Annotated in this window: 20 protein-coding genes; 9 read left to right on the top strand and 11 right to left on the bottom strand. The window is 62.8% G+C overall.

All coding sequences use genetic code 11. The annotated features are described in order from the left end of the window. Positions 1 to 309 precede the first annotated feature (309 nt). The 3 genes from QN222_RS03200 to QN222_RS03190 all read right to left on the bottom strand — a co-directional run bounded on the left by QN222_RS03200 (position 310) and on the right by QN222_RS03190 (position 3,238). Positions 310 to 1,773: an amidohydrolase family protein gene (locus QN222_RS03200; RefSeq protein WP_283962888.1), complete on the bottom strand. Its 1,464-nt coding sequence runs from the start codon at positions 1,771 to 1,773 to the stop codon at positions 310 to 312. Positions 1,774 to 1,978: 205 nt separating this feature from the next. Next, entirely contained in the window at positions 1,979 to 2,176 is a 198-nt protein-coding gene (locus QN222_RS03195) for a hypothetical protein (protein WP_283962887.1), read from the bottom strand. A gap of 135 nt (positions 2,177 to 2,311) precedes the next feature. Further along, positions 2,312 to 3,238, bottom strand: coding sequence for a LysR family transcriptional regulator (locus QN222_RS03190; protein WP_283962886.1), 927 nt, complete (start codon positions 3,236 to 3,238; stop codon positions 2,312 to 2,314). 98 nt (positions 3,239 to 3,336) lie between these two features. Between QN222_RS03190 and QN222_RS03185 the strand changes: the two genes are divergently transcribed. Then, positions 3,337 to 4,221: an NmrA/HSCARG family protein gene (locus tag QN222_RS03185; RefSeq protein WP_283962885.1), complete on the top strand. Its 885-nt coding sequence runs from the start codon at positions 3,337 to 3,339 to the stop codon at positions 4,219 to 4,221. A gap of 315 nt (positions 4,222 to 4,536) precedes the next feature. Here QN222_RS03185 and QN222_RS03180 read toward each other — a convergent pair whose 3' ends face one another. Both QN222_RS03180 and QN222_RS03175 read right to left on the bottom strand, forming a co-directional pair. Continuing rightward, the gene (locus QN222_RS03180) at positions 4,537 to 4,827 is read right to left on the bottom strand and encodes a GIY-YIG nuclease family protein (protein WP_283962923.1); all 291 of its coding nucleotides are present in this window, start codon (positions 4,825 to 4,827) and stop codon (positions 4,537 to 4,539) included. Between the two features lie 349 nt (positions 4,828 to 5,176). Next, positions 5,177 to 6,016 (bottom strand): alpha/beta hydrolase, encoded by an 840-nt coding sequence (locus QN222_RS03175; RefSeq protein ID WP_283962884.1) that lies wholly within the window; start codon positions 6,014 to 6,016, stop codon positions 5,177 to 5,179. A 125-nt stretch (positions 6,017 to 6,141) separates the two neighbouring features. On the opposite strand from QN222_RS03175, the gene QN222_RS03170 reads away from it, so the two are divergent. Together QN222_RS03170 and QN222_RS03165 are read left to right on the top strand one after the other, a co-directional pair. Continuing rightward, positions 6,142 to 7,056 carry a LysR family transcriptional regulator gene (locus tag QN222_RS03170; protein WP_283962883.1) on the top strand — a complete coding sequence of 305 codons (915 nt, stop codon included), beginning with the start codon at positions 6,142 to 6,144 and terminating at the stop codon, positions 7,054 to 7,056. A gap of 208 nt (positions 7,057 to 7,264) precedes the next feature. Next, the gene (locus tag QN222_RS03165; protein WP_283962882.1) at positions 7,265 to 9,013 is read left to right on the top strand and encodes an adenylate/guanylate cyclase domain-containing protein; all 1,749 of its coding nucleotides are present in this window, start codon (positions 7,265 to 7,267) and stop codon (positions 9,011 to 9,013) included. Positions 9,014 to 9,216: 203 nt separating this feature from the next. On the opposite strand, the gene QN222_RS03160 is transcribed toward QN222_RS03165, so the two are convergent. Then, positions 9,217 to 10,326 carry an adenylate/guanylate cyclase domain-containing protein gene (locus tag QN222_RS03160; RefSeq protein WP_283962881.1) on the bottom strand — a complete coding sequence of 370 codons (1,110 nt, stop codon included), beginning with the start codon at positions 10,324 to 10,326 and terminating at the stop codon, positions 9,217 to 9,219. A 214-nt stretch (positions 10,327 to 10,540) separates the two neighbouring features. Here QN222_RS03160 and QN222_RS03155 point away from each other — a divergent pair, with 214 nt between their 5' ends. The 3 genes from QN222_RS03155 (at position 10,541) to QN222_RS03145 (ending at position 13,778) form a co-directional block, all read left to right on the top strand. After that, positions 10,541 to 11,530 (top strand): L,D-transpeptidase, encoded by a 990-nt coding sequence (locus QN222_RS03155; protein ID WP_283962880.1) that lies wholly within the window; start codon positions 10,541 to 10,543, stop codon positions 11,528 to 11,530. A gap of 142 nt (positions 11,531 to 11,672) precedes the next feature. Next, complete coding sequence (locus QN222_RS03150) at positions 11,673 to 11,888, top strand: hypothetical protein (protein WP_283962879.1); 216 nt, start codon at positions 11,673 to 11,675, stop codon at positions 11,886 to 11,888. Positions 11,889 to 12,581: 693 nt separating this feature from the next. Then, the gene (locus QN222_RS03145; protein WP_283962878.1) at positions 12,582 to 13,778 is read left to right on the top strand and encodes an Ig-like domain-containing protein; all 1,197 of its coding nucleotides are present in this window, start codon (positions 12,582 to 12,584) and stop codon (positions 13,776 to 13,778) included. Positions 13,779 to 14,144: 366 nt separating this feature from the next. Here the strand turns inward: QN222_RS03145 and QN222_RS03140 are convergent, their stop codons facing one another. After that, positions 14,145 to 14,705, bottom strand: coding sequence for a hypothetical protein (locus tag QN222_RS03140; protein WP_283962877.1), 561 nt, complete (start codon positions 14,703 to 14,705; stop codon positions 14,145 to 14,147). A 158-nt stretch (positions 14,706 to 14,863) separates the two neighbouring features. On the opposite strand from QN222_RS03140, the gene QN222_RS03135 reads away from it, so the two are divergent. After that, positions 14,864 to 15,067, top strand: a complete 204-nt coding sequence (locus tag QN222_RS03135; protein ID WP_283962876.1) for a hypothetical protein — start codon at positions 14,864 to 14,866, stop codon at positions 15,065 to 15,067. 600 nt (positions 15,068 to 15,667) lie between these two features. Here the strand turns inward: QN222_RS03135 and QN222_RS03130 are convergent. Together QN222_RS03130 and QN222_RS03125 are read right to left on the bottom strand one after the other, a co-directional pair. Then, positions 15,668 to 16,633 (bottom strand): C45 family autoproteolytic acyltransferase/hydolase, encoded by a 966-nt coding sequence (locus QN222_RS03130; RefSeq protein ID WP_283965364.1) that lies wholly within the window; start codon positions 16,631 to 16,633, stop codon positions 15,668 to 15,670. A gap of 53 nt (positions 16,634 to 16,686) precedes the next feature. After that, positions 16,687 to 17,211, bottom strand: a complete 525-nt coding sequence (locus QN222_RS03125; protein WP_283965363.1) for a DUF6428 family protein — start codon at positions 17,209 to 17,211, stop codon at positions 16,687 to 16,689. Positions 17,212 to 17,253: 42 nt separating this feature from the next. Between QN222_RS03125 and QN222_RS03120 the strand changes: the two genes are divergently transcribed. Beyond that, a complete protein-coding gene (locus QN222_RS03120; protein ID WP_283965362.1) occupies positions 17,254 to 17,622 on the top strand; it encodes a metalloregulator ArsR/SmtB family transcription factor in 369 nt (122 codons plus the stop codon). 1 nt (position 17,623) lies between these two features. Beyond that, positions 17,624 to 18,826 (top strand): arsenite efflux MFS transporter ArsK, encoded by a 1,203-nt coding sequence (arsK, locus tag QN222_RS03115; protein WP_283965366.1) that lies wholly within the window; start codon positions 17,624 to 17,626, stop codon positions 18,824 to 18,826. A 9-nt stretch (positions 18,827 to 18,835) separates the two neighbouring features. Here the strand turns inward: arsK and arsH are convergent, their stop codons facing one another. Both arsH and arsC read right to left on the bottom strand, forming a co-directional pair. Then, positions 18,836 to 19,579, bottom strand: a complete 744-nt coding sequence (arsH, locus tag QN222_RS03110; protein WP_283965361.1) for an arsenical resistance protein ArsH — start codon at positions 19,577 to 19,579, stop codon at positions 18,836 to 18,838. Continuing rightward, on the bottom strand, positions 19,536 to 19,961 hold the full coding sequence (arsC, locus tag QN222_RS03105) for an arsenate reductase (glutaredoxin) (protein WP_283965365.1): 426 nt from the start codon (positions 19,959 to 19,961) through the stop codon (positions 19,536 to 19,538). Before arsC ends, arsH begins: the two co-directional genes overlap by 44 nt.

The raw sequence follows: 19,961 nt of genomic DNA, 5'->3' as shown, positions 1-19,961 counted from the left end.
CAACGGCCTGACGCGACATAGCTTGGCGAATCTGGCCTGATCCAAACCTCGTTGATACTGCACCGTCTCCGGCCTGAGGGCCGCTCCTCCCTCGATTTGGGAATGGAATTCCGCTCCCCTCGATACACTATTGGAAGTGTCTACCTGTGCGAACGGGATAGGCCATTTCCATAATCGCCTCCTATTTCCCTCTTGGCATTTTCGACGGTAGCACGCGCTGACAGACACTACCAGACATTGTATGTCGCCTAAATTACAGCTCTGGAAACTGAGACGGAAAGCATCATCGCCGACGACGAAGGACATCGGTCAAAGCGTATTCTTGTAGATCTTTCCGTCCTTCATGATGAGCTTCAGATTGTTCCGGTCGGCGATCAGCGAGATGTCCGCCAGAGGGTCTCCTCCGACCACCAGCAGATCGGCGAGCGCGTCCGCTTCGATGACGCCGAGCTTGCCGGTGTAGGGGCTGCGCGGCCCGGAAAGTGCGAGCAGTTCGGCATTGTCCGCCGTTGCCATCCTCAGCACCTCCGCCGGCGCATGCCACCGGGTGAGCTTGGCGAGCTGCGCTCCCTGGCGGGCCGCGATCCTTTCCGAAAATAGCGTGTCGGTCCCGAACGCCGTCCTGATCCCGTGCTTCTTCGCCAGTTCGTAAGCGGTGTCCGTGCCGCTGATGACCTGCATCTGGGAAAAGCGTTGCGGCGACCCCTCCGGAAATGGTGCGGCGTCCTCGTCATCCAGGAAAGGCTGAAGGCTCCACCATATGCCTTTTTCCGCCATTAGTCTCGCGGTGTCCTCGTCGGCGAGGTGCCCGTGCTCGATGCATTTGACGCCTGCCGCGATCGCCAGCCGGATCGCCTTTGGCGTATAGGCGTGCACCGTCACGTAAGTGTTCCAGCCCGCCGCCGCATCGACTGCCGCGCGGAGCTCGGCTTCGGTATATTGCGTGGAGTCGAGCGGATCATGGTCGGAGGTGACGCCGCCGCCCGCCATCACCTTGATGTGGCTGGCGCCGAGGAAGAGTTGCTCGCGCGTTCGCCGCAGCACCTCGTCGACCCCATCGGCGATCGCGGCCGCTCCGCTGCGCTCGGAAAAATGCAGCTGGTCGCGGTCTTCGCGGGGCAGATCGTGACGGGTGCGAAAGTCTCCGTGGCCGGACGTCTGCGAGATCATCGCTCCGGCCGGCCAGATGCGGGGACCGACGATCGTGCCATCGTCGATCGCCCGCTGCAGCGCAAATACGGGTCCACCGGCATCGCGCGCGGAGGTGAACCCCTGCATCAGGTAATCGCCGGCAGTCCGGGCCGAGCGCAACGCCAGATAATTGGGATCGGCGGTCAGCGCCACCGCCAGGGGAACGGACGAGAAGGTCAAATGTGTGTGGGCGTCGATCAGCCCCGGCATCAATACCCCGCCGGCGCCGTCGATCGTCATCGCTTCCTCGGGTGCCTCCGCCCCGCCATCCTCGACCGATTTGATCCGGTTGCCCTCGACGAGCACGCGCACGCCCTCGCGAAGGGTCGGAGAGGTGCCATCGAAGAGGCGGATGTTGGTGAAGAGGATTGGCCGCGCCGTTGCCGGGGGAGGCGGCTGCAGTTGCGCCGAAGCGGTGGTTCCGAGGCCGACGCCGGTCGCCGCTGCGGCTATTCCGGTCATGAAGTCGCGCCGGGAAAACCGAAGTTTGACGCGCTCGGCGATGTATCGGATTTCGGGCCCGTGGCAGAGGCATCCAACGTGGCCGGGTGTCGCCGTCGTTGCCGCCGAGCAGTCAAACATGCCGTTCTCCCTCCTGCATGCTTCCTTCGGTGGCGATACGGCAAGGCTTCTCCTCCACCTGAGGGCGCAGGAGCATCCGCCAAGCCCGTTACAGCGCCGCGCGTCTGATCAGACGCGCGCAGGGCGCTGTAACATTTTGAATTGCTGCATGTTTTTGTCCTTAAATCGGTGCGATCCAAGGAAAATGAAAGGCCGCGCTGTAGGTCTACTTGTGTTGATTGCGACGGAGGACCTTGCCCATCAGCAGCATGATCCCGATCGCGATGAAAACGACGCCTGCGGTCATATAGCCTGCCGCCCCGTAGCGGTAGCCTGACGCCGCCAGGAGGAAACCGATTACGACGAAAATCAATCCGCCGACCTTGCCGAAAAACAGGTTGGACTTCTCTTCCTCTAAGGCCATGACGAACCTCCCCGTCACGTGGAGCCACCTCATTTCTATATACAACGTCAGCGCGCCCCGGTCGAGCAAAAGTGGACACGCATACCTTGTGCCGGGGGGCTTTCGAGCGACCGGCGTGCTCACGCCCACGACAGCCTAGGTAAAGACGGCCACGGCCTTGTCCGTCTCGCCGGCTCGGGCGGCGCTCCATCGCTCGGCCGCAAGCTCGATGAATGCCTTGACCAGCGGCGAAAGGTGCCGACTGCTCGGGTAAAGGACATAGAGGCCGCCGGCGGGCGTCGTGTAATCGTGGAGAACGCGGCGCAATCGCCCCTCGGTGACAAGCGCCTCGGCCATCCCCTGCGGCACCTGGGCGATGCCGTAGCCAGCGATCGCCGCGGCAACGACCGCCTGCATCTCGTTGGCGGCGAAGCGTCCAGCCACGGTGACTGTTTCCTGGCCATGCGGCCCGTCCAGCAGCCAGTGGGCGCTGGCAGCGGAGGGGCCGGCGATGACGCACTCATGGCGGGCGAGATCTGCCGGTCCGTCCGGAACCCCTGAGCGGGCAACATAGTTGGGACTGGCGCAGAGCAGCCTGTGCGTGGATCCCAGCTTGCGGGCGATCAGCGTGGAGTCCGCGAGGATGCCGGTACGGAAAGCCAGGTCTATGCCGTGCTCGACCAGGTTGAGATTGTCGTCGGTCAGGCGCAGTTCGACCTTGGTTTTCGGATAGATTGCCAGAAAGTCGACCACGGCGCGGGTCAGGAAATGGCCGCCAAAGCCGACGGGAGCGGAAATGCGAATTGTGCCTGACGGCTCCGCCCTCGCTTCCGCGAGGCGCAGATTGGCTTCCTCTATCGTCCTCAGCGCCTGGCTGCTCTGCTCGTAATAGAGACGCCCGGCGTCGGTCATGTTGAGGCTGCGCGTCGTGCGCTGGAGCAGGCGGACCCCGACCTCACGCTCGAGCGCGGCAATGCGACGGCTGACGGTTGTCTTGGGCATGCCGAGCTGGCGCGCCGCAGCGGTGAAACTGCCGGCTTCGACGACGCGAGCGAAGACCACGATATCGTTAAGGTCGAGCATTGTATCCGCATCCGGGACAAAGTTTCCCGATTATAGGCCATTATGGACCAAAGCGGCAGACCCTAACTTCGCTCTATTGAAAACCAAGGAGCAGACACATGACCACAAAGCGAAACGTTCTCGTCACCGGCGCCACCGGCCAGCAGGGAGGCGCCGTCGCGCACGCGCTGCTGTCGAGGGGACACCGCGTCAAGGCGTTGACGCGAAAGCCCGACAGCGATGCCGCGCGGCAACTGGCCTCTGCCGGTGCCGAGGTCGTGGCCGGTGATCTCGGCGACGCGGCCTCCATCGTGAAGGCCGCAAGCGGCGTCGATACCATGTACCTGATGGGCAACAGCTACGAGGCCGGGACGGAGGCGGAGACCCGCCAGGGGATCATTGCCGCCGATGCGGCGAAGGCTGCCGGCGTCGGGCACCTGATCTATTCGTCCGTTGCCGATGCCGACAAGAAGACGGGCATCCCGCATTTCGAAAGCAAGTATCGCGTCGAGAAGCATGTCGCCGAACTCGGCATCCCTTACACGATCAGCGCGCCGGTCGCCTTCATGGAGAATATCGTCGCGCCGTGGTCGATCGGTGCGCTGCGCCAGGGCACCTATGCTTTTGCGATGCCCGCCCGCCGCCTCCTGCAGCTGGTGGCGCTGGCGGACATCGGGGCCTTCGTCGCCGCCCTGGTCGAGCGGCGCGGGCATGTCTTCGGCACGCGCTTCGATATCGCCGGGGACGAGCTCACCGGCGAAGAGCAGGCGGATATCCTCTCGCAGGCGATCGGCCGCCCCATCCACTACCAGGAAATCCCGCTCGCCACGGCTCGCCAGCAAAGCGAGGATGCGGCGCTCATGTTCGAATGGTTCGACCGCGTCGGCTACGACGCCGACATCGCGGCACTGCGCCGGGAGTTTCCGGAGGTTCACTGGCTGAGCTTTGCGGACTGGGCGCGCGCCTACGATTGGAGTGCACTTGAGCGGGCAACTGCCAGCTGAGTTCCTCGGCGGCGACCTTTGCCGCGCGATGCGCGGGCCGTCGGTATCGAGACGGGCAGCGCAATGAACCGATGCGGCGCCCGTCATCAAGTCAGTTGAGTTTGTTGTGCGCGGCCGTCCCCACTCACCCTCATTCCTGTGCTCGTCACAGGAATGAGGGGTGGCGCGTCCGACGGCGCCGGAGGTTGACAGCCACGGACAACAAACTCTCCCTCATTCCTGTGCTCGTCACAAGAATCCAGCCGCGCCCAAGTCCTTGGGCGCCGAAGACTCCGGCGCCGTCGGTACATTAGCGCACCGACGTGAAGCCCGACCTCACAGACCATGCAGGTAATGTGAAATGTCCAGCCATTCCGGGTTCGTGGCCTCGATCAGATTCAGCTTCCATTGCCGCGGCCATTTCTTGATCGTCTTTTCCCGCGTGATGGCAGCCGTCAACAGGTCGAATTCCTCGAACCAGACGAGCGTTTTGACCCCGTATTTCGATGTGAAGCCGGGTGTGAGTTCCTTCTGGTGTTCAAAGAGACGGCCGGCCAGGTCGCGCGTCACGCCCGTGTAAAGCGTGCCGTTTCGTTTCGACGCGAGGATGTAGACATAGCCTTTCATGTTGCTGATGGTGATTGAGTGGTTTTGAACAAGCAAGCAAAAGTTGCCGATGGCGGCGGGAAGTGAGACATCAGGGGTGGCTGTAACAGTCGTGTGTTGGAGGACGCTTGGCGACGGTCCGGTGTCGTCACGTTCGCTTACACTGGTGGCTGCGAGTCTTTCGCGCCGCCGACGCGGCGCGGCTGGATTCCTGTGACAAGCACAGGAATGAGGGAGAGTTTGTTGCCCGTGGGTGACGCTGCGGCGCTGAAGACGGCCGGGGAGAGGGGCGATCGAGCGGCCGGCATTGTGCCGGGAGGGTGTTGCTCCGCACCTGCCAGCGCCGGGTTGTGCCAACCGAATCGAGCAGTCAGCCGAGAAAGTCCCGGATGGCGGCGGCGATTTCCCTGGCGTGGGTTTCCAATGCGAAGTGGCCGGTGTCGAAGAAGATCACCTGTGCCTCCGGATTGTCCCGCTTGAAGGCTTCGGCGCCGGGCGGCAGGAAGAAGGGGTCGTTGCGGCCCCAGGCCGCCAGGAAGCGCGGCCGGTGAGTGCGGAAATACTCCTGGAACACCGGATAGAGCGCGACATTGCTCTTGTAGTCGCCGAAGAGGTCGAGCTGGACATCGGCGGCGCCGGGGCGGCCGAGGTAATGGTCGTCGAGCGTGTAGCCATCCGGCGAGACCTTCGTGGCGTCCGGCACGCCGTGCGTATATTGCCAGAGGGTCGTCTCCGGGCTCAGCATCATGCGGAGTGCGTTGCGATTGGCGTCCGAGGCCTCCTGCCAATAGGCGCGGATCGGATTCCAGTCCTCACTAAGGCCCTCGACATAGGCGTTGCCGTTCTGGGAAATGATTGCGGTGATCCGCTCCGGATGGCGGACGGCGAGGCGGAAGCCGGTCGGCGCGCCATAGTCGAAGACGTAGACGGCAAAGCGCTCGAAGCCGACGATCTCGGTGAAACGCTCGATCGTCTCGGCGATCGAGTCGAAGCTGTTTGTCTTCGGGTCGTCCGACTGGCCGAAGCCCGGCAGGTCGGGCGCAATGATGTGGTAGCGGTCGGCAAGCAGCGGGATCAGGTCCCGGAACATATGGCTCGACGTCGGAAAGCCGTGCAGCAGCAGCAGCTTCTGCGCACCCGGCGCGCCTGCCTCGCGATAGAAGATCTTCAGCCCGTCGACGTCGGTGCTGCGATAGTGGATCTCGGTCATCGTCTTTCTCCTTGCTGGCCGGACTTTGCCGGGCGCCGTTGAGGGATGCGGGCAAGATATGATCTTCCAGCAGGTGCGATAATCGCCTACGTTCAAGAGGCATAGTTTCACAAATTGAGATAATCATGGACCGTTTCGAAGCGATGTCGATCCTTGTTGCGGCGGTGGAGGCGGGCAGCCTCACCGGTGCCGGCCGCCGCCTGAACATGCCGCTGCCGAGCGTTAGCCGAAAGCTCGCCGAACTCGAGGACCACCTCGGAACCCGGCTGCTGACGCGCACCACGCGCAAGCTGACGTTGACCGATGCGGGCAATGACTATTTCCAGTCCTGCAAGCGCATCCTCGAAGAGGTGGGTGATGCGGAGCGGAAGGCGGCGGGCGAGCAGAGCGCGCCGAAGGGCGAACTCGTGGTGACGACGCCGATCGTGTTCGGCCGGCTGCATGTCCTGCCGGTCGTCAGCGCGTTCCTGGCGCTCTATCCCGACATCAATGTCAGGATGCTGCTGTCCGACCGCAACGTGCACCTGCTCGAGGACGATATCGACCTCGCGGTTCGCATCGGCGCGCTGCCCGACAGCACGATGGTCGCAAGGCGCGTCGGTTCCGTGCGCCGCGTGGTTTGCGGAAGCCCCGGCTGTTTCGAGCGCCATGGCGTTCCGGCAAGCCCGGCGGACCTCGAGCGGCTGCCCTGCGTCACCTTCGACATGATGGGGTCGCCGAACCCCTGGCCCTTCGGCAAGGGCGGCAACGCGCGCGAGCAGGTCGCGGAGATCCGTCCGCGCCTTTGCGTCAATACGGCGGAGGCGGCGCTGGACGCAGCAATCGCCGGCGTCGGCGTGACCCGCGTTCTCTCCTACCAGGCCGCGCGGGCGGTGAACGAGGGCCTGCTTCAGGTGGTGCTGCAGGCCTTCGAGCCGGCACCGCTGCCGGTCCATATTCTTTATCAGGGACGAGGCGAACTGCCGTTCAAAATGCGCAGCTTCCTCGATTTTGCGGCACCGCGCCTGCGCGAGCGGCTGGAGGAGGTTGCGGTGGGGTGAGAACGCGCAAGGCATGGCTAATTTTCGCTACTTTGAGATGCGATGGCCCGGTGGCAAACTCAAGTCAGACGGGAAATTTTCTTCCCGCATTTCGCCCACACCGGCCCCCTCCCAATGGGCGAAAGACCTTAAGCCCCGGGTTCCCCTACCGGGGCTTTTTCGTTACTTCTATGGTATGTTGCCTGATGCAATCCGTAGGAGAGCGTCTATGGAGCGTAGGCTGGCAGCGATCCTCGCCGCTGACGTCGTTGGCTTCAGTCGGCTCATGGAGGCCGATGAACCCGGCACGCTCACTTCGTTGATGACTCACCAAGGCGAGCTCCTGAACCCAAAGATTGCAGAGCACAGCGGCCGGGTGGTCAAACTCATCGGCGATGGCATTCTCGCCGAGTTCCAAAGTGTACTGGACGCGGTGGCGTGCGCTGTCGACATACAACGCGCGATGATTGTTCGTAATGACCCAATCCCACCAGATCGCCGCATTGAATTTCGGATCGGCATCAATCTGGGAGACGTCATCCTGGAGAACGGTGACATTTTCGGCGACGGCGTGAACGTTGCGTCAAGGCTGGAGGGGATTGCAAGACCAGGCGGCATCGCCGTGTCGGCCGCAGTGCGCGATCTTGTCCGAGAACGGCTGGATATCGCGTTCGAAGACACCGGAGACCAGCACCTCAAGAACATCACCCGACCGATCCGCGTCTATCAGCTTCATTTAGAGACGCAGATGCCGAATGCAGCCAACCTGATCGACACGCCCTTTGCTCTGCCGAAACGACCGTCAATTGCGGTGTTGCCGTTTGAAAACATGAGCGGCGATCCGCGGCAAGACTATTTTGCCGACGGCCTGGTCGACGATCTCATTACTGAACTGGCCAAAATTCACAGCCTCTTCGTGATCGCGCGTAACTCGAGCTTTTCCTACAAAGGCAGGTCGGTCGATGTGAAGCAAGTCGCACGAGATCTGGGCGTACGCTACGTGCTTGAAGGCAGCGTCCGACAATCTGCCAACCGAATCCGCATCACGGGACAGCTTGTGGAGGGGACGGGTGCGACTCATGTATGGGCGGATAGGCTCGAGGGCTTCGCCGAGGACTTGTTTGACCTTCAAGACCATTTCGTAACGAGCATCGTCGGTGCGTTGGAGCCGTCAATGCGCCGCGCTGAAATTGAACGCGCGCTCCGAAAACGGCCAGATGCACTAGACGCCTACGATCTGTATTTGAAAGCACTTCCCCACACCCATGCGAATTCACCTGCTGAAACCCAAAAAGCGCTGCAGCTGTTGGAGGAGGCCCTGAAGCGCGACCCGAACTATGCACTTGCACATGCCTATGCGGCGTGGTGCCGTGAGCAAAGTTACTTTCGCGGTGGCCTCGATGAACGAGATAAATCCCTCGCGCTAGAACACTGCAATGCTGCGTTCAACTTTGGCGTCGATGACCCGCAGGTCCTAAGCATCGCCGCCTTTGTCCAGGCCAATCTCACGCATGACTACGACGCGGCCATTATTGTTCTGGATCGGTCGCTGGAGCTCAATCACAATTCGGCGCTCGCATACGGCTTCAGTGCCTTGGTGAATGCCCATAGCCAGCGAAATGAAAGAGCCATCGAGCATGCACTGCTTGCGTTGAGGCTCAGTCCGTTCGATCCCTTGAACTATCACCCGTACTGTGCGCTGACGTTGGCCTACTGGTTCAGTGGCCGGTTCGAGGAGGCCGCCACCTATGCAGCGCTCGCCGCTGGCGCGAACCCGAACTTCAGCGTCGCCTACGCCTACCTCGCGGCGGCATATGTTGAGTTGAGCAATTTCGACGCGGCACGAGCGGCGGCAAAGCGCCTTATCGAACTCGCACCGTCTTTCACAATCAACGCCTTCACTCGAATGGGGCCTTTTCGACCCGCGTCAATGCAATCGCTGGCGAACGCTCTCAAGAAGATACCGCTGCCTCTCTAACCGGTGCCCTTTGAGATTCAGTCTCGGTCCCCTTTTGGGGCCGAAAGCCTACCGTGCGTTCAAATGAACGCACAAAAGACGCTCTAGAAACGGGCACAGTTCTCGCAGCATCTGCACTGCGAGACGGAGTCATTCACGGCGCCGACGCGCCGTGGCTGGATCCCTGTGACGGCACAGGGACGAGGGAGGGTAAGGTGACCGGCTCACCCCCGGCGCAGCACCCAGCGGAGCGCGGCGGCGATGGCGAGGCCGAGGAGCGGCCAGACGGCCCAGAAGATTCCGTCGAAGGTGAGGAGGTTGACGGCGACGACGGTGAGGGCCGCGATGGCAAGCAGGCCGAGGGTGCGGTTGATGTCCTTTCTCCGGCGCAGCCAGAAGAGGGCATAGACGATCGCAAGGCCGAGCAGCGGCCAGACGGCCCAGAGGACACCGTCCCAGGTGAGGAGGTTTATCGCCACGAGGGCGGCGGCGATCACGGCGATGACGGCGAGTTTGCGGTTGCCGAACGTTGCCGCGGAGGTCGTCCCGGAAGGGGCTTGCGGCCGGTTGCCACCGGGAGCGCGTTCGCGGCCCCAGGTGGCGGAAGATGCGGCTGACGCTTCGTGCCGGGGTGTACCGCCTGCCCCGGCGGGCGGCTGCGTCGGTGCTGCGCCCGGAGTCGGGTGTCGGTCCCGGGTGCGTCCGGGCGCCGCCGCGCCGTTCCCGTAGGCGTCTTGCGGCGGACCAGCCTGCCGCGTGCCTCCTCGCGCGGGCTCGCTCTCCCGAATGCCGTCTTGCCTGCTGTCATCGCGGGCACCGATCCTGACCGCGTAGCTCGCGACTCCGCCCTCGATGTTCTTCACCTCGAGCTGACCCAGGAAATCGAAGCTGACGGCGACCTTGTTGCGTACCTGGTCGTAGACGGTGTTGGAGATGACGATGCCGCCGGCCGGCGCCGTGGCCTGCAGGCGGGCGGCGATGTTGACGCCGTCGCCATAGAGGTCGTCACCCTCGGCGATGACGTCGCCGAGATTGATGCCGATGCGAAGGAGCATCTGCGTGTCGCTCGGCCGCTCGGCATTCAGCCCCGCAAGTTCGTTCTGGACGTCGATCGCGGCGCGCACCGCCTCGACCACGCTCGGGAATTCGGCGATCAGCCCGTCGCCCCAGGTGTTGACGATGCGGCCGTGATGCGTCTCGATCAGCCGTGCCATGGCATCGCGATAGCGCTTCAGCGTCGCGAGCGTGCCTTCCTCGTCCGCCCCCATCAGGCGCGAATAGTCCTGCACATCGGCGCAAAAGATCGTCGTCAGCTTGCGGCGGGTCTCGGGCATGATGGCTTCGTCCTCGCTTCGGGTCCGCCCCAGCGTCGCGCGTTTGTTGAGACGCGCAAAGGGCGCTGGAGCACTGCGAATTGCCGCATGTTTCTAACCTGAAATCCGCCAGGATTTAAGGGCGAGGGGCGGGCCAGCGCGTGTTTTCGGGGAGACGCTGCGCCGCGCTCCCCAGAACCCGCGGTGGAACAAGTTCGGGCGCTGCGGATTTGTGATGTTCATGAAGAGCATGGCTTTCTTCGCAGCATCGTTGACATTGGGTCTCTGCGGCACCGCCGGTGCTGAGGAGCTTCAGCCGGAAACCATTAACAAGGCTTCGCTCGCCTCGATCCCGCAGGAACGGCCGGCCGAGGACTCGCCCAAACCGGAACCCGCCATCGTCCATCTCCAGGTGCTTCTCGACCGCGCGGGTTCGTCCCCCGGCGTGATCGACGGCTACTATGGCGAGAACGTCACCAAAGCGATCGCCGGGTTCGAGGCCATGCAGCATCTTCCCGTCGATGGAAAGCCGGACCCCGAGCTCATCGGCCGCCTTCCGGACGACAAGCCCGCCATCGAGCCCTATCGAGTCACTGAAGAGGATGCCAAGGATCTGGTCGAGCGCATCCCCGAAGACTACGCCAAGCAGGCCGAGATGAAGCACCTTGGCTATACGAGCGTCGCGGAGAGGCTGTCCGAGCGGTTCCACATGGACATCGACCTTTTGAAGGCGCTCAATCCGGGCTCGGCGTTTGCCGTTGGGGATACGGTGTCGGTTGCAATGCCCGGCGCCGCGAAGGAGGGCAAGGGCAGGGTCAAACGGATCGAGGCGCGCAGGCGCGCGGGCCAGGTCGCGGCGTTCGCGGAAGACGGCTCGCTGATTGCAGTCTATCCCGCCACGATCGGCAGCGATGAGACGCCTTCGCCTTCCGGCACGCACAAGGTGAAAGGCGTCGGTCGAAAGCCCGTCTACGTCTACAACCCCGAACTCAACTTCAAGCAGGGCGATAACACCAAGCGCCTGACGCTGCCCAGCGGCCCCAACAACCCAGTGGGAAGCGTCTGGATCGACCTGACCGAACCAACCTACGGGATCCACGGCACGCCGGAACCGTCGCTCGTCGACAAGGCGGGGTCACATGGATGCGTACGCCTTACAAACTGGGATGCCGAGGAACTGGCGGCGATGGTCAAGCCGGGCGTCGTCGTCGAGTTCACCGACTGAAGAGTGATGCGGCAGCAGCTTCTCTATGCGGCCTACTGCATGTTTCCTTAAATCGGGTAGGATTTAAGGAACATGCAGTAGCGAGAACTGGATCATCGGCACCAGCGCGAGCGGTCCAACCAGCACAGGCGAGGTCAAGGCCATGCACAAGTTCACCGTCACCGTCAGGCAAGAGTTCGAGGCCGACACTGCCGAGGAGGCTGCCTTGCTGATGTATCAGGAACTGACCAAAGCGCCGGCGCCGCTCAACTATTCAGTCGCGGATGAGACAGGGACCGCAACCGGTCTGACGCTGGACCGGGAAAAGGCCGACGAGTTTGCCAGTGTCGACCACACGGCGGATCCCGGCAATTGGTAGCGCCACGCAGCGATGGATGTGGGCCGGGAACGTTCCGTATGTCTCAGGCCCAGCCAATCGTATCGGGTCAGCCGTCCGGAGGGACGAATGCGCGGTGACCAACTGCTGGCGCCGCGCGGCCGACCGGCCCCAGCCATGTTCCCGTCGTCACAGCGATAATGTACGCGGCGATAATTTCCCGGACGCAGAGCTAACGACAAGCGGAAAGCACTTCGATATAGATTGTCTCACCGTCAAATGGTTGAAATGCGAGACGGCTTAAATCTACTCCTTTCGAATTAAAGTACTACTCAGAAATATTCGTTTCTTAAACTATGGAATATGGTAAGAGGTAGAAGGGGATAGGGGATTCTACTGCGGAAGCCGACGCGCGAGCGTGAGCGCGGCTGAGGGGGAATCAAGATAAATTTTCAACATGTTTGCCGGGCCAGCCATTTTGAACGCGCTGGTCGGGGAGGGCGAAAGCGTGTGTAGAGTATTCGCCCGATGAGGGGCTCCGGCTTCAGCGAGGGGAAACCGGCCGCCATTGGCCGGTTTCCACCCTTTCGAGAACGCGAATTAGTCGCGACGAATTTCCCAAATCTTAGAGAACGCGGGGGCGCTCGAGAGGACGGGAAAGGTAACTGAATTTTTTGAACACACTCATACAGGCATCGATCGATGCACCAGCATCGGAGCCAGGGGGCAAGTAGCATGAGTTTCTTCACGACAAGCTTCATGACGGACGGAACCTATGATTCCGGCCTCAGCCAATCCGCGCAGGGACAGCTCTCGTCCAGCTACACCGAGGCGCTTACCGAAGCGCTGCAAGATGTAACCGTCGCCGACTACATCGGCTTCCTGGCCAATCAGGGCGGCCTTTCGGTCGATGACGCGCTTGCGGTAAAGGCCGCGGTCATCGCCGGAGATTTCACGCTTTCGGACCTCTTCGCCGCCGCCCAGAGCAAGGTCGGCGCTGTCGACGGCGCCAGCATCACGAATCCGGCGCCGACGATGCTGGTCAACGGCGTTGAAATCGACCTGACCGCCATCCTCACCGGGATCGACACGGAAACCTGGTCGACGGTGCAGGCGAGCGGCAAGAAGCTCGACACGATCTATCACACCCGGGAGTTCTACACGGACACGCGCGAGCCGGCCGACTACGATGCCGGTTGGTCCGTCGACAACCAGCCTCCGAGTGCCGAACCGATCCTGAAGGAGCTGACCGAAGATGTTGCGGCGTCTCCGATCGACCTCCTGGCAACGGCTTCGGATCCGGACGGCGACACGCTTTCCGTCGTCGGTGGCAGCCTGAGCTTTACCGTTGACGGCGGCACCGGGTCCACCACGCCTCCCGGTTACATCACGGTCGTGGACAACATCGTAACGGTCGACACGTCGCACCCGGATCTTCAGCCCGGAGGGGCAATCGATCTGAAGCTCGGCGAGACGCTCACCGTCGTCGTCAATTACACGATCGAAGATGGCCAGGGCGGCACCACCACCAACGCGCTGACGATCGAAATAGCCGGTTCTGCGGACATCTATACCGGCACCGAGTCCTTCACCTTCGAGAAAGTCGGCGGCGACACCACGGAACGGTCGTTTTCGGGCTCTTTCACTGTCGATGTGGACGGTTTCGATGGCATCGTCACCGTGAGCGGGGATGCCGATCTGAACAGCATAAGAGAGAGCCTCGGGGGCACGGTCGACAGTGGCTCGTTCAGCATCGTCGGCAGCGACTCGAACAGCAGCACCACGGAAACGCTGAACCCTTATTCGAAGACAGTGGTCCTCAGCGACACCGATTTCGCAGACGGTACGATTGCCTTCAACGGTACGTTCAGCCAGCAGGTCGCGAACGGTTCCACCGTCGCCGTTCAGCTCGAATACAACTACTGGGCCTGAAGCCCGGCAACCGCATGGCCCGGCGACCGGTCGGGCCATGCGTTGCCTGTTGCAGGTTTCCCTAGAGCCCCCGTCATTCCTGTACTTGTCACAGGTCCTGAACGACAGGCAGGTCCCTGCGCCATCGATCCCGGCTTCATCACGGCGCTTCGGAAGCTGCATGAGGGCATGACGAAGTTGAAGGCGACGGTCTGCGGTTCGCCGCTTGAAGGAAAATTCGTATATTGCCGCCACTCCTGAACATCTACGCCAACACCATCGCGGGCGCCGGTCGTCAGGTTCTTCCGTCGCTGCTGTGATCGGGCCGAAGGCTGAGCAGGGCGAGGAAATCCGCCGCGGCCGGCCAGGACGCGGCGGTGGAGGCTGCTACTGGCCGTGGCCTGTTCCCATGTCGGCAGGGAGCATCAGGTGCTGATATTTGGTACCCGGAAACATCACGTAGGGATGCGCTGGATTGGCGTCCACCTCGTGCGGATAACTGGCCGCCATCTCGTGCGCTGCCTTCCCGACGATCATGACATGCGGGCCCGTCTGAACCCAATGCGATTTGTCAGTCGCATAAGGATCATGGTTGCTGGTGCCCAGGTCTCCGGCAAACATGTAGACGAAGCCGGTCTTGTCCGGCGGCTCGGCCTTGGTGAAAATCGCCCTGAACCATTCAAGCCCGACGGGATCGGTACACCACGGCTCGCCGCTCATATCGACGGCGCAAGTCCACCCGTTTGTTCCGGTCCTGATGGCGGTGGTCTTGAAGCCATCACCTATCCGAATGATTGTGGCATTCTTCCCGATATCCGCCGGGGCAGCGGACATCGCCTTTGCTATGAACTCGGGATCTCCCTTGGGAACTTCCGCCGTAAGTTCACCGGCGAGGCCGGGGGATGAGAACGCTAACGTTACCGACGCGAGGGTAAAGAGCCATTTCATGGCCACCTCCTGTTGTGAGCGGCCGGCCCGGCTAACCTAGCGCAGAAGTCGTCTTTAGAGAAGCGTCGGAAACCTTGCGTTCGAGTCGTTGCAGGTGCTGCTGGTCCATGACAAACCCCCGTCCTTTGGCGGTTCCGCGGTTTCCTGGGGAGGGAAGGATGGCGCCGCAACCTGCTACGCGGCTGCGCTACAATGCCATGATCGTTTCGGAATCGAAATCATATTTCTTGTTCGCCAGCGGTGCCTCGCTGGAGCGCTTTCCTCTTGCGGCGGACCGTGGGATGTGGGTCGGAACACGCATCTGCGAGGCGCTATGGCGTCAGGAATTCTCCAAGGAATCGTTTGCCTTGCTGCACATTTGAAATGATCCTCCTGGAGGAAATGCCAGCGCCGCTGCGAGCCGTTGCGAAGCTTTAAGGATACGAAAAAGCCCCCATCACCACAGGAAGCCGGCGCTTCTCTAAGTTCGCCCTGCAGGCCGTCCGTTTCGGGAGGGGCCGGACGCGGCGCGGGCGAATGCGGGCAGAATATTTCCAGGCGCTAATATATTGCCACCGAGGCAGCGCCGTTGAATTAGTGAAAAAATTAGGGGGTCAAACAGCGAAAATTAGGTGGTCGTATCCTGGTGTCGAAGGGGACGGTTGCCAGTGTCGTGCAGCGATCGAGCGGACATCGGCATATGCGGCGAGGTCGCCGCCGGTTCGAGGCCGGTTGGCGGCGCATTCGGTCGCCGGCCTTCCCCCCAAGTCCGTCATCCTCGGGCTTGACCCGAGGATCCAGACGCGAGCCGCCACTCCGGTCTCGCGAGCGCCACTGGCTGCCTGTGTTTGGATCCTCGGGTCAAGCCCGAGGATGACGGTGCCTCGGGTCAAGCCCGAGGATGACGGTGGAATATGGGAATGACCGTGGAGTACGGCATTGACGGAGAGCCATGGCGCGCGGGTGCCGTGAATGCTGAGCTTTCAGCATCCATAGTGATGCGTGTACTCGCCCGGCTGAAAATGCGCAAAGCCCTGGGACCAGCGTTTGCCGGGCCAGACATAATCCACCCGGCCTTCCTCCGGCCGGTAGACGGCGGTGTAGAGGGTCGGGAAGCGCGGATTTCGCGCATGGACCGGTGGCTGAAGGAAGCGGTCGGTCAGGCCCTCGAGCGACATCGAGGGTTCCGCGAGCGCCTGCAGGAGCGCCTGTTGCCGCGCCAGCGAATTTGGCGACCCCCGTTCGCTGCGCTGATGGTTGGCGCAGGCCTTGAGCCGGGTGATGACCGGCCGCTGGCCGGGACCGAGGAGGAGGGTGGCGTAGGTGCCCGATCGGTCGAGCAGGGTGACGTTCTGCGCAAGCGCCACCGGGATGCGGCAAAGGGCGTCGACCGCCTGGCTGACGCGGAAGCAGGTTTCGAGCACGTAGCGGATCATGAGAATGATCGAGAAGCCGCGGCCCTGGACGCGGCCGCCGCCGAGCGTGACGCTAGCGACCAGCCCTTCCTCGTTCATGCCGTCGACGCAGCCTCCCCAAGGCCGCTGCGCCTTCGCGATCACCTTGAGGCCCGACCATGCGGTGAGTTCGAAGCGATCCGAGACGATGTCGGGCGGATAGTCGAAGTTGCGGATGAGCGCCGGACCTTCGTCCCCGAGCCAGACCGCCTGGCTGCAGCCATAGCCCTCCGGCGCGGGACGGTAGTGGCTGAGCACCCGATGGGCGAGCTCGTCGTCGCCGACGAGGGCGCAGACGTGCTCATAGTGCGGGATGAGCTCGGGCATGTGCTGCGCAAGCGCAGCGCGACACTCCCTGACGCTGGGGGCGATGGGTCTCGAAGTCACCGCCCGGCCGAAATACCAGCTTTCTGCTTCCGCCCGACCCGCCGCGAACCGGGAAAGCCAGTCTTCCCCGGGCCGATCCTCCCGTGCTGAGACGAAGGTCTTCTCCATGGCGGAGTATAGGGAGCGAATTCCGCTGATGGCAACGCTACAGCGCCGCCCGGCTATGCGCAGCACTTCGACGTGTTCGAGGGGCCGCAGCAACTCGATTGCGAGGGTGTGGCCTGCTCGGCGAGCCATCGGTCGCGGGGCTTGCAACTCGCGGGTCGGGGCGACAGGCGAATGAAAAGAACGTCGTCCCGCTCGACCGGCTCGTCTGCGCAGTAAAGCTGCATCGGGCTCACGCCATCACTGACCTCGAACGTCAGTCTGGCCGATCCGTCGAGGGCGACGTGTTCGGAGACCTTCCTGATGATGGCCGAGAACTTTCCCGCTGGCATGTGCGTGCGTTCGCCGCCGTCGACGTCCCACAACTGGACGAAGATTTCCGTCCATGCCTCGGGGTTCGCGCCGCAGTCGAGGGCGGAGAACTGGCCGGCCTTTACTTCCGTGACGTGATATCCGGGGCGGACGATCTTTCCGTCATATTCGAAGACGAGCGGTTTCGCCGCGGTTTCCTTCAGCCGCTCGAGCAGCGATCCAAGTGTGATGTCGCTTTGCGCATGCGGGCTATTGTCGATCAGCGTCATTTCGGTTATTCCTCGTTTCAACATTTTTAGGATTCTTGAAATATGGAAGAACGTCAAGCCCTGATGTCATTCGCCGCATTGTCTCAGGAGACCCGGTTGGGGATCGTCAGGACGCTCGTCGTGGCGGGGCCCGCGGGCATGGCCGCCGGCGCGATCGCGGAGACGATGGGCGTCTCGCCCTCGAACGTCTCCTTCCACCTGAAGGAGCTGGAGCGGGCTGGATTGATCGCACAGAGGCGGGAGGCCCGCTCGATCGTCTACACAGCCAGCTACGATGCGCTGTCCGGTCTTGTGAAGTTCCTGATGGAGGATTGCTGCGTCGGGCACCCCAGCGTGCTCGCGCCATTGACCGGCGCCGACGACGGTTGCTGTGCGCCGTCTTCCGCGTCGGCCGAAGGCAAGAATGTCTGATATGAAGCCCGGCGTCCCTGCGGCCATCGTCGCCGCGCTCGGATTAACCCAGATCATCGGCTACGGCACGCTCTACTACAGCTTCAGCATCCTCGCGCCAGGAATGGCGCGCGACCTCGGGCTGAGCGTCGAGCAGGTGTTCGGCGTCTTTTCCGCCTCGCTGTTTGCGGGCGGGCTTTCGGCTCCATTCGTCGGGGGATGGATGGATCGGTTGGGCGCGGCCATGGTCATGACTATCGGCTCGGCGATCTCGGCGCTCGCCCTCCTGCTGTGCGCCTGGTCGCCCTCGATCGCGGTGTTCGCACTCTCCATCGTCCTCTTGGAAGTTGCATCCGGCATGGTGCAGTACCAGGCGGCTTTCGCGGCGCTCGTGGAAAGCCGCCCAATGGCGGCTTCACGCAGCATCACCTGTCTCACCCTGATCGGGGGTTTCGCCTCGACAATCTTCTGGCCGATCGCCGCGAGCCTTCACGAGCATTTCTCCTGGCGGGAAATCTACATCGCCTACGCGGCGTTGAATCTGATCGTCTGCCTTCCGCTTCATTACTGGATCATGTGGAGCAGGAGGTCCGAAGCGGCCAAATTCACCGGCAGGGATGGGCACGTGGTTGTCGGCGCACTTCCGGTCGAGGTCAGGCGACGCGGCATGCTCCTTGTGTCACTGGCTTTTGCCCTGCAGGGGTTCACGCTTTCGGCGATGCTGACCCACATGGTTCCGATGCTGGGGGCGATCGGCTTCGGGACGGCAGCGGTCGTGATCGGGTCGCTGTTCGGGCCCTCGCAGGTCCTGAGCAGGCTGATCAACATGGCATTCGGCAAAAACCTGCCGCCACCTGCGCTCGCGACGCTGTCCGCCGCGCTCATCGTCGCCGGCGTCCTTATCCTCGGCCTGTCCGGAACCTGGCTGCCCGGGGCCGTGGCTTTCGCGATCTGTCTTGGCCTTGGGTCGGGCATCAACAGCATCGCGCAGGGCTCCCTGCCACTCTGGATGTTCGGATCGGGGGGCTACGGAGCGATAACTGGCCGCATGGCCGCCGCACGGCTGGCTGCGGGCGCAATGGCACCGTTCGTTTTCTCCGTGTTGATGGAGCGTTTCGGAAGCAACGTCGCCTTGATGGCCAATGCGTGCCTTGGCGCAGTCGGCATGGCGGCCTTTGTCGCGGTGGCGTCTGCCGCCAAGCGCACGGCCACCGCAACGTCGTGAGCGTGCGCGTCAGATCGATTTCAGCGCCACCCGCTTTTCCAGTTTGACGGCGTCTTCCTTCCGTTCGCTGTAGCGGTCGGTAAGGTGCGCCGAGGCGTCGCGGGTAAGCAGCGTGAACTTCACGAGTTCCTCGCAGACATCGACGACGCGGTCGTAGTAGGAAGACGGCTTCATGCGTCCGTTCGCGTCGAACTCCTGGAAGGCCTTGGCCACCGAGGACTGGTTCGGGATGGTGATCATGCGCATCCAGCGGCCGAGCAGGCGGAGCGTGTTGATCGCATTGAAGGACTGAGAGCCGCCCGACACCTGCATGACGGCGAGGGTCTTGCCCTGTGTTGGCCGAATCGAGCCGATCGAGAGCGGTATCCAGTCGATCTGCGCTTTCATGATCCCGGTGATCGTCCCGTGGCGCTCCGGGCTCACCCAGACCTGGCCTTCCGACCATCCGGAGAGTTCCCGCAGTTCCTGTACCTTGGGATGGCTGGCCGGCGCGTCGTCCGGCAACGGCAGCCCGGAGGGGTTGAAGAAGCGCACCTCGGCCCCGAAGTGCTCCAGCAGGCGGCCAGCTTCCTCGGCGAGCAGCCTCGAATACGACACCTCGCGGAGCGACCCGTAGAGGATCAGGATCCGCGGCGGATGGGTCGAGAATGGCGGCCGCAGCGCATCGATGTCCGGCATGCGGAGATGGCGCGGATCAGCGGAGGGAAGATCAGCCAATGCGCCGACCCTCCGCGTCAAGAACTGCTTCGCCATCTTCCTTGACAAACGGCCCCTTGAAGGCGTCGGCCGGCAGGATGTCGAGCACGGCTTCGGACGGCCGCGCCAGCCGCGTGCCGATCGGCGTAATGACAAACGGCCGATTGATGAGGATCGGATGCTCGAGCATCGCGGCCAGAAGCTGGTCGTCGGAGAGCGCGGGGTTGTCGAGGCCCAGCTCCTGGTAGGGGGTTCCGTTCTCCCGGATGGCCTCGCGGACGGAAATGCCGGCATCACGGATCATTTGGGCAAGCTCCTTCCGGCTCGGCGGCGTCTTCAGATATTCGATGACCGTGGGTTCGATGCCGGCGTGGCGGATCAGCGCCAGGGTGTTGCGCGAAGTCCCACATGCGGGATTGTGGTAGATGGTGACGTCCAT

It is taken from the genome of Sinorhizobium sp. 6-70, assembly GCF_030124375.1.
Lineage (GTDB): Bacteria > Pseudomonadota > Alphaproteobacteria > Rhizobiales > Rhizobiaceae > Sinorhizobium.
Note: the sequence above shows the minus strand (reverse complement) of the source record. Positions and strands in the feature narration are given on the sequence as shown.

Coding starts and splice junctions, on each gene's coding strand:
- QN222_RS03200 (WP_283962888.1), bottom strand. CDS start 1,773: ATGTTTGACTGCTCGGCGGCAACGACGGCGACACCCGGCCACGTTGGA.
- QN222_RS03195 (WP_283962887.1), bottom strand. CDS start 2,176: ATGGCCTTAGAGGAAGAGAAGTCCAACCTGTTTTTCGGCAAGGTCGGC.
- QN222_RS03190 (WP_283962886.1), bottom strand. CDS start 3,238: ATGCTCGACCTTAACGATATCGTGGTCTTCGCTCGCGTCGTCGAAGCC.
- QN222_RS03185 (WP_283962885.1), top strand. CDS start 3,337: ATGACCACAAAGCGAAACGTTCTCGTCACCGGCGCCACCGGCCAGCAG.
- QN222_RS03180 (WP_283962923.1), bottom strand. CDS start 4,827: ATGAAAGGCTATGTCTACATCCTCGCGTCGAAACGAAACGGCACGCTT.
- QN222_RS03175 (WP_283962884.1), bottom strand. CDS start 6,016: ATGACCGAGATCCACTATCGCAGCACCGACGTCGACGGGCTGAAGATC.
- QN222_RS03170 (WP_283962883.1), top strand. CDS start 6,142: ATGGACCGTTTCGAAGCGATGTCGATCCTTGTTGCGGCGGTGGAGGCG.
- QN222_RS03165 (WP_283962882.1), top strand. CDS start 7,265: ATGGAGCGTAGGCTGGCAGCGATCCTCGCCGCTGACGTCGTTGGCTTC.
- QN222_RS03160 (WP_283962881.1), bottom strand. CDS start 10,326: ATGCCCGAGACCCGCCGCAAGCTGACGACGATCTTTTGCGCCGATGTG.
- QN222_RS03155 (WP_283962880.1), top strand. CDS start 10,541: ATGTTCATGAAGAGCATGGCTTTCTTCGCAGCATCGTTGACATTGGGT.
- QN222_RS03150 (WP_283962879.1), top strand. CDS start 11,673: ATGCACAAGTTCACCGTCACCGTCAGGCAAGAGTTCGAGGCCGACACT.
- QN222_RS03145 (WP_283962878.1), top strand. CDS start 12,582: ATGAGTTTCTTCACGACAAGCTTCATGACGGACGGAACCTATGATTCC.
- QN222_RS03140 (WP_283962877.1), bottom strand. CDS start 14,705: ATGAAATGGCTCTTTACCCTCGCGTCGGTAACGTTAGCGTTCTCATCC.
- QN222_RS03135 (WP_283962876.1), top strand. CDS start 14,864: ATGGCGCCGCAACCTGCTACGCGGCTGCGCTACAATGCCATGATCGTT.
- QN222_RS03130 (WP_283965364.1), bottom strand. CDS start 16,633: ATGGAGAAGACCTTCGTCTCAGCACGGGAGGATCGGCCCGGGGAAGAC.
- QN222_RS03125 (WP_283965363.1), bottom strand. CDS start 17,211: ATGACGCTGATCGACAATAGCCCGCATGCGCAAAGCGACATCACACTT.
- QN222_RS03120 (WP_283965362.1), top strand. CDS start 17,254: ATGGAAGAACGTCAAGCCCTGATGTCATTCGCCGCATTGTCTCAGGAG.
- arsK (WP_283965366.1), top strand. CDS start 17,624: ATGAAGCCCGGCGTCCCTGCGGCCATCGTCGCCGCGCTCGGATTAACC.
- arsH (WP_283965361.1), bottom strand. CDS start 19,579: ATGGCGAAGCAGTTCTTGACGCGGAGGGTCGGCGCATTGGCTGATCTT.
- arsC (WP_283965365.1), bottom strand. CDS start 19,961: ATGGACGTCACCATCTACCACAATCCCGCATGTGGGACTTCGCGCAAC.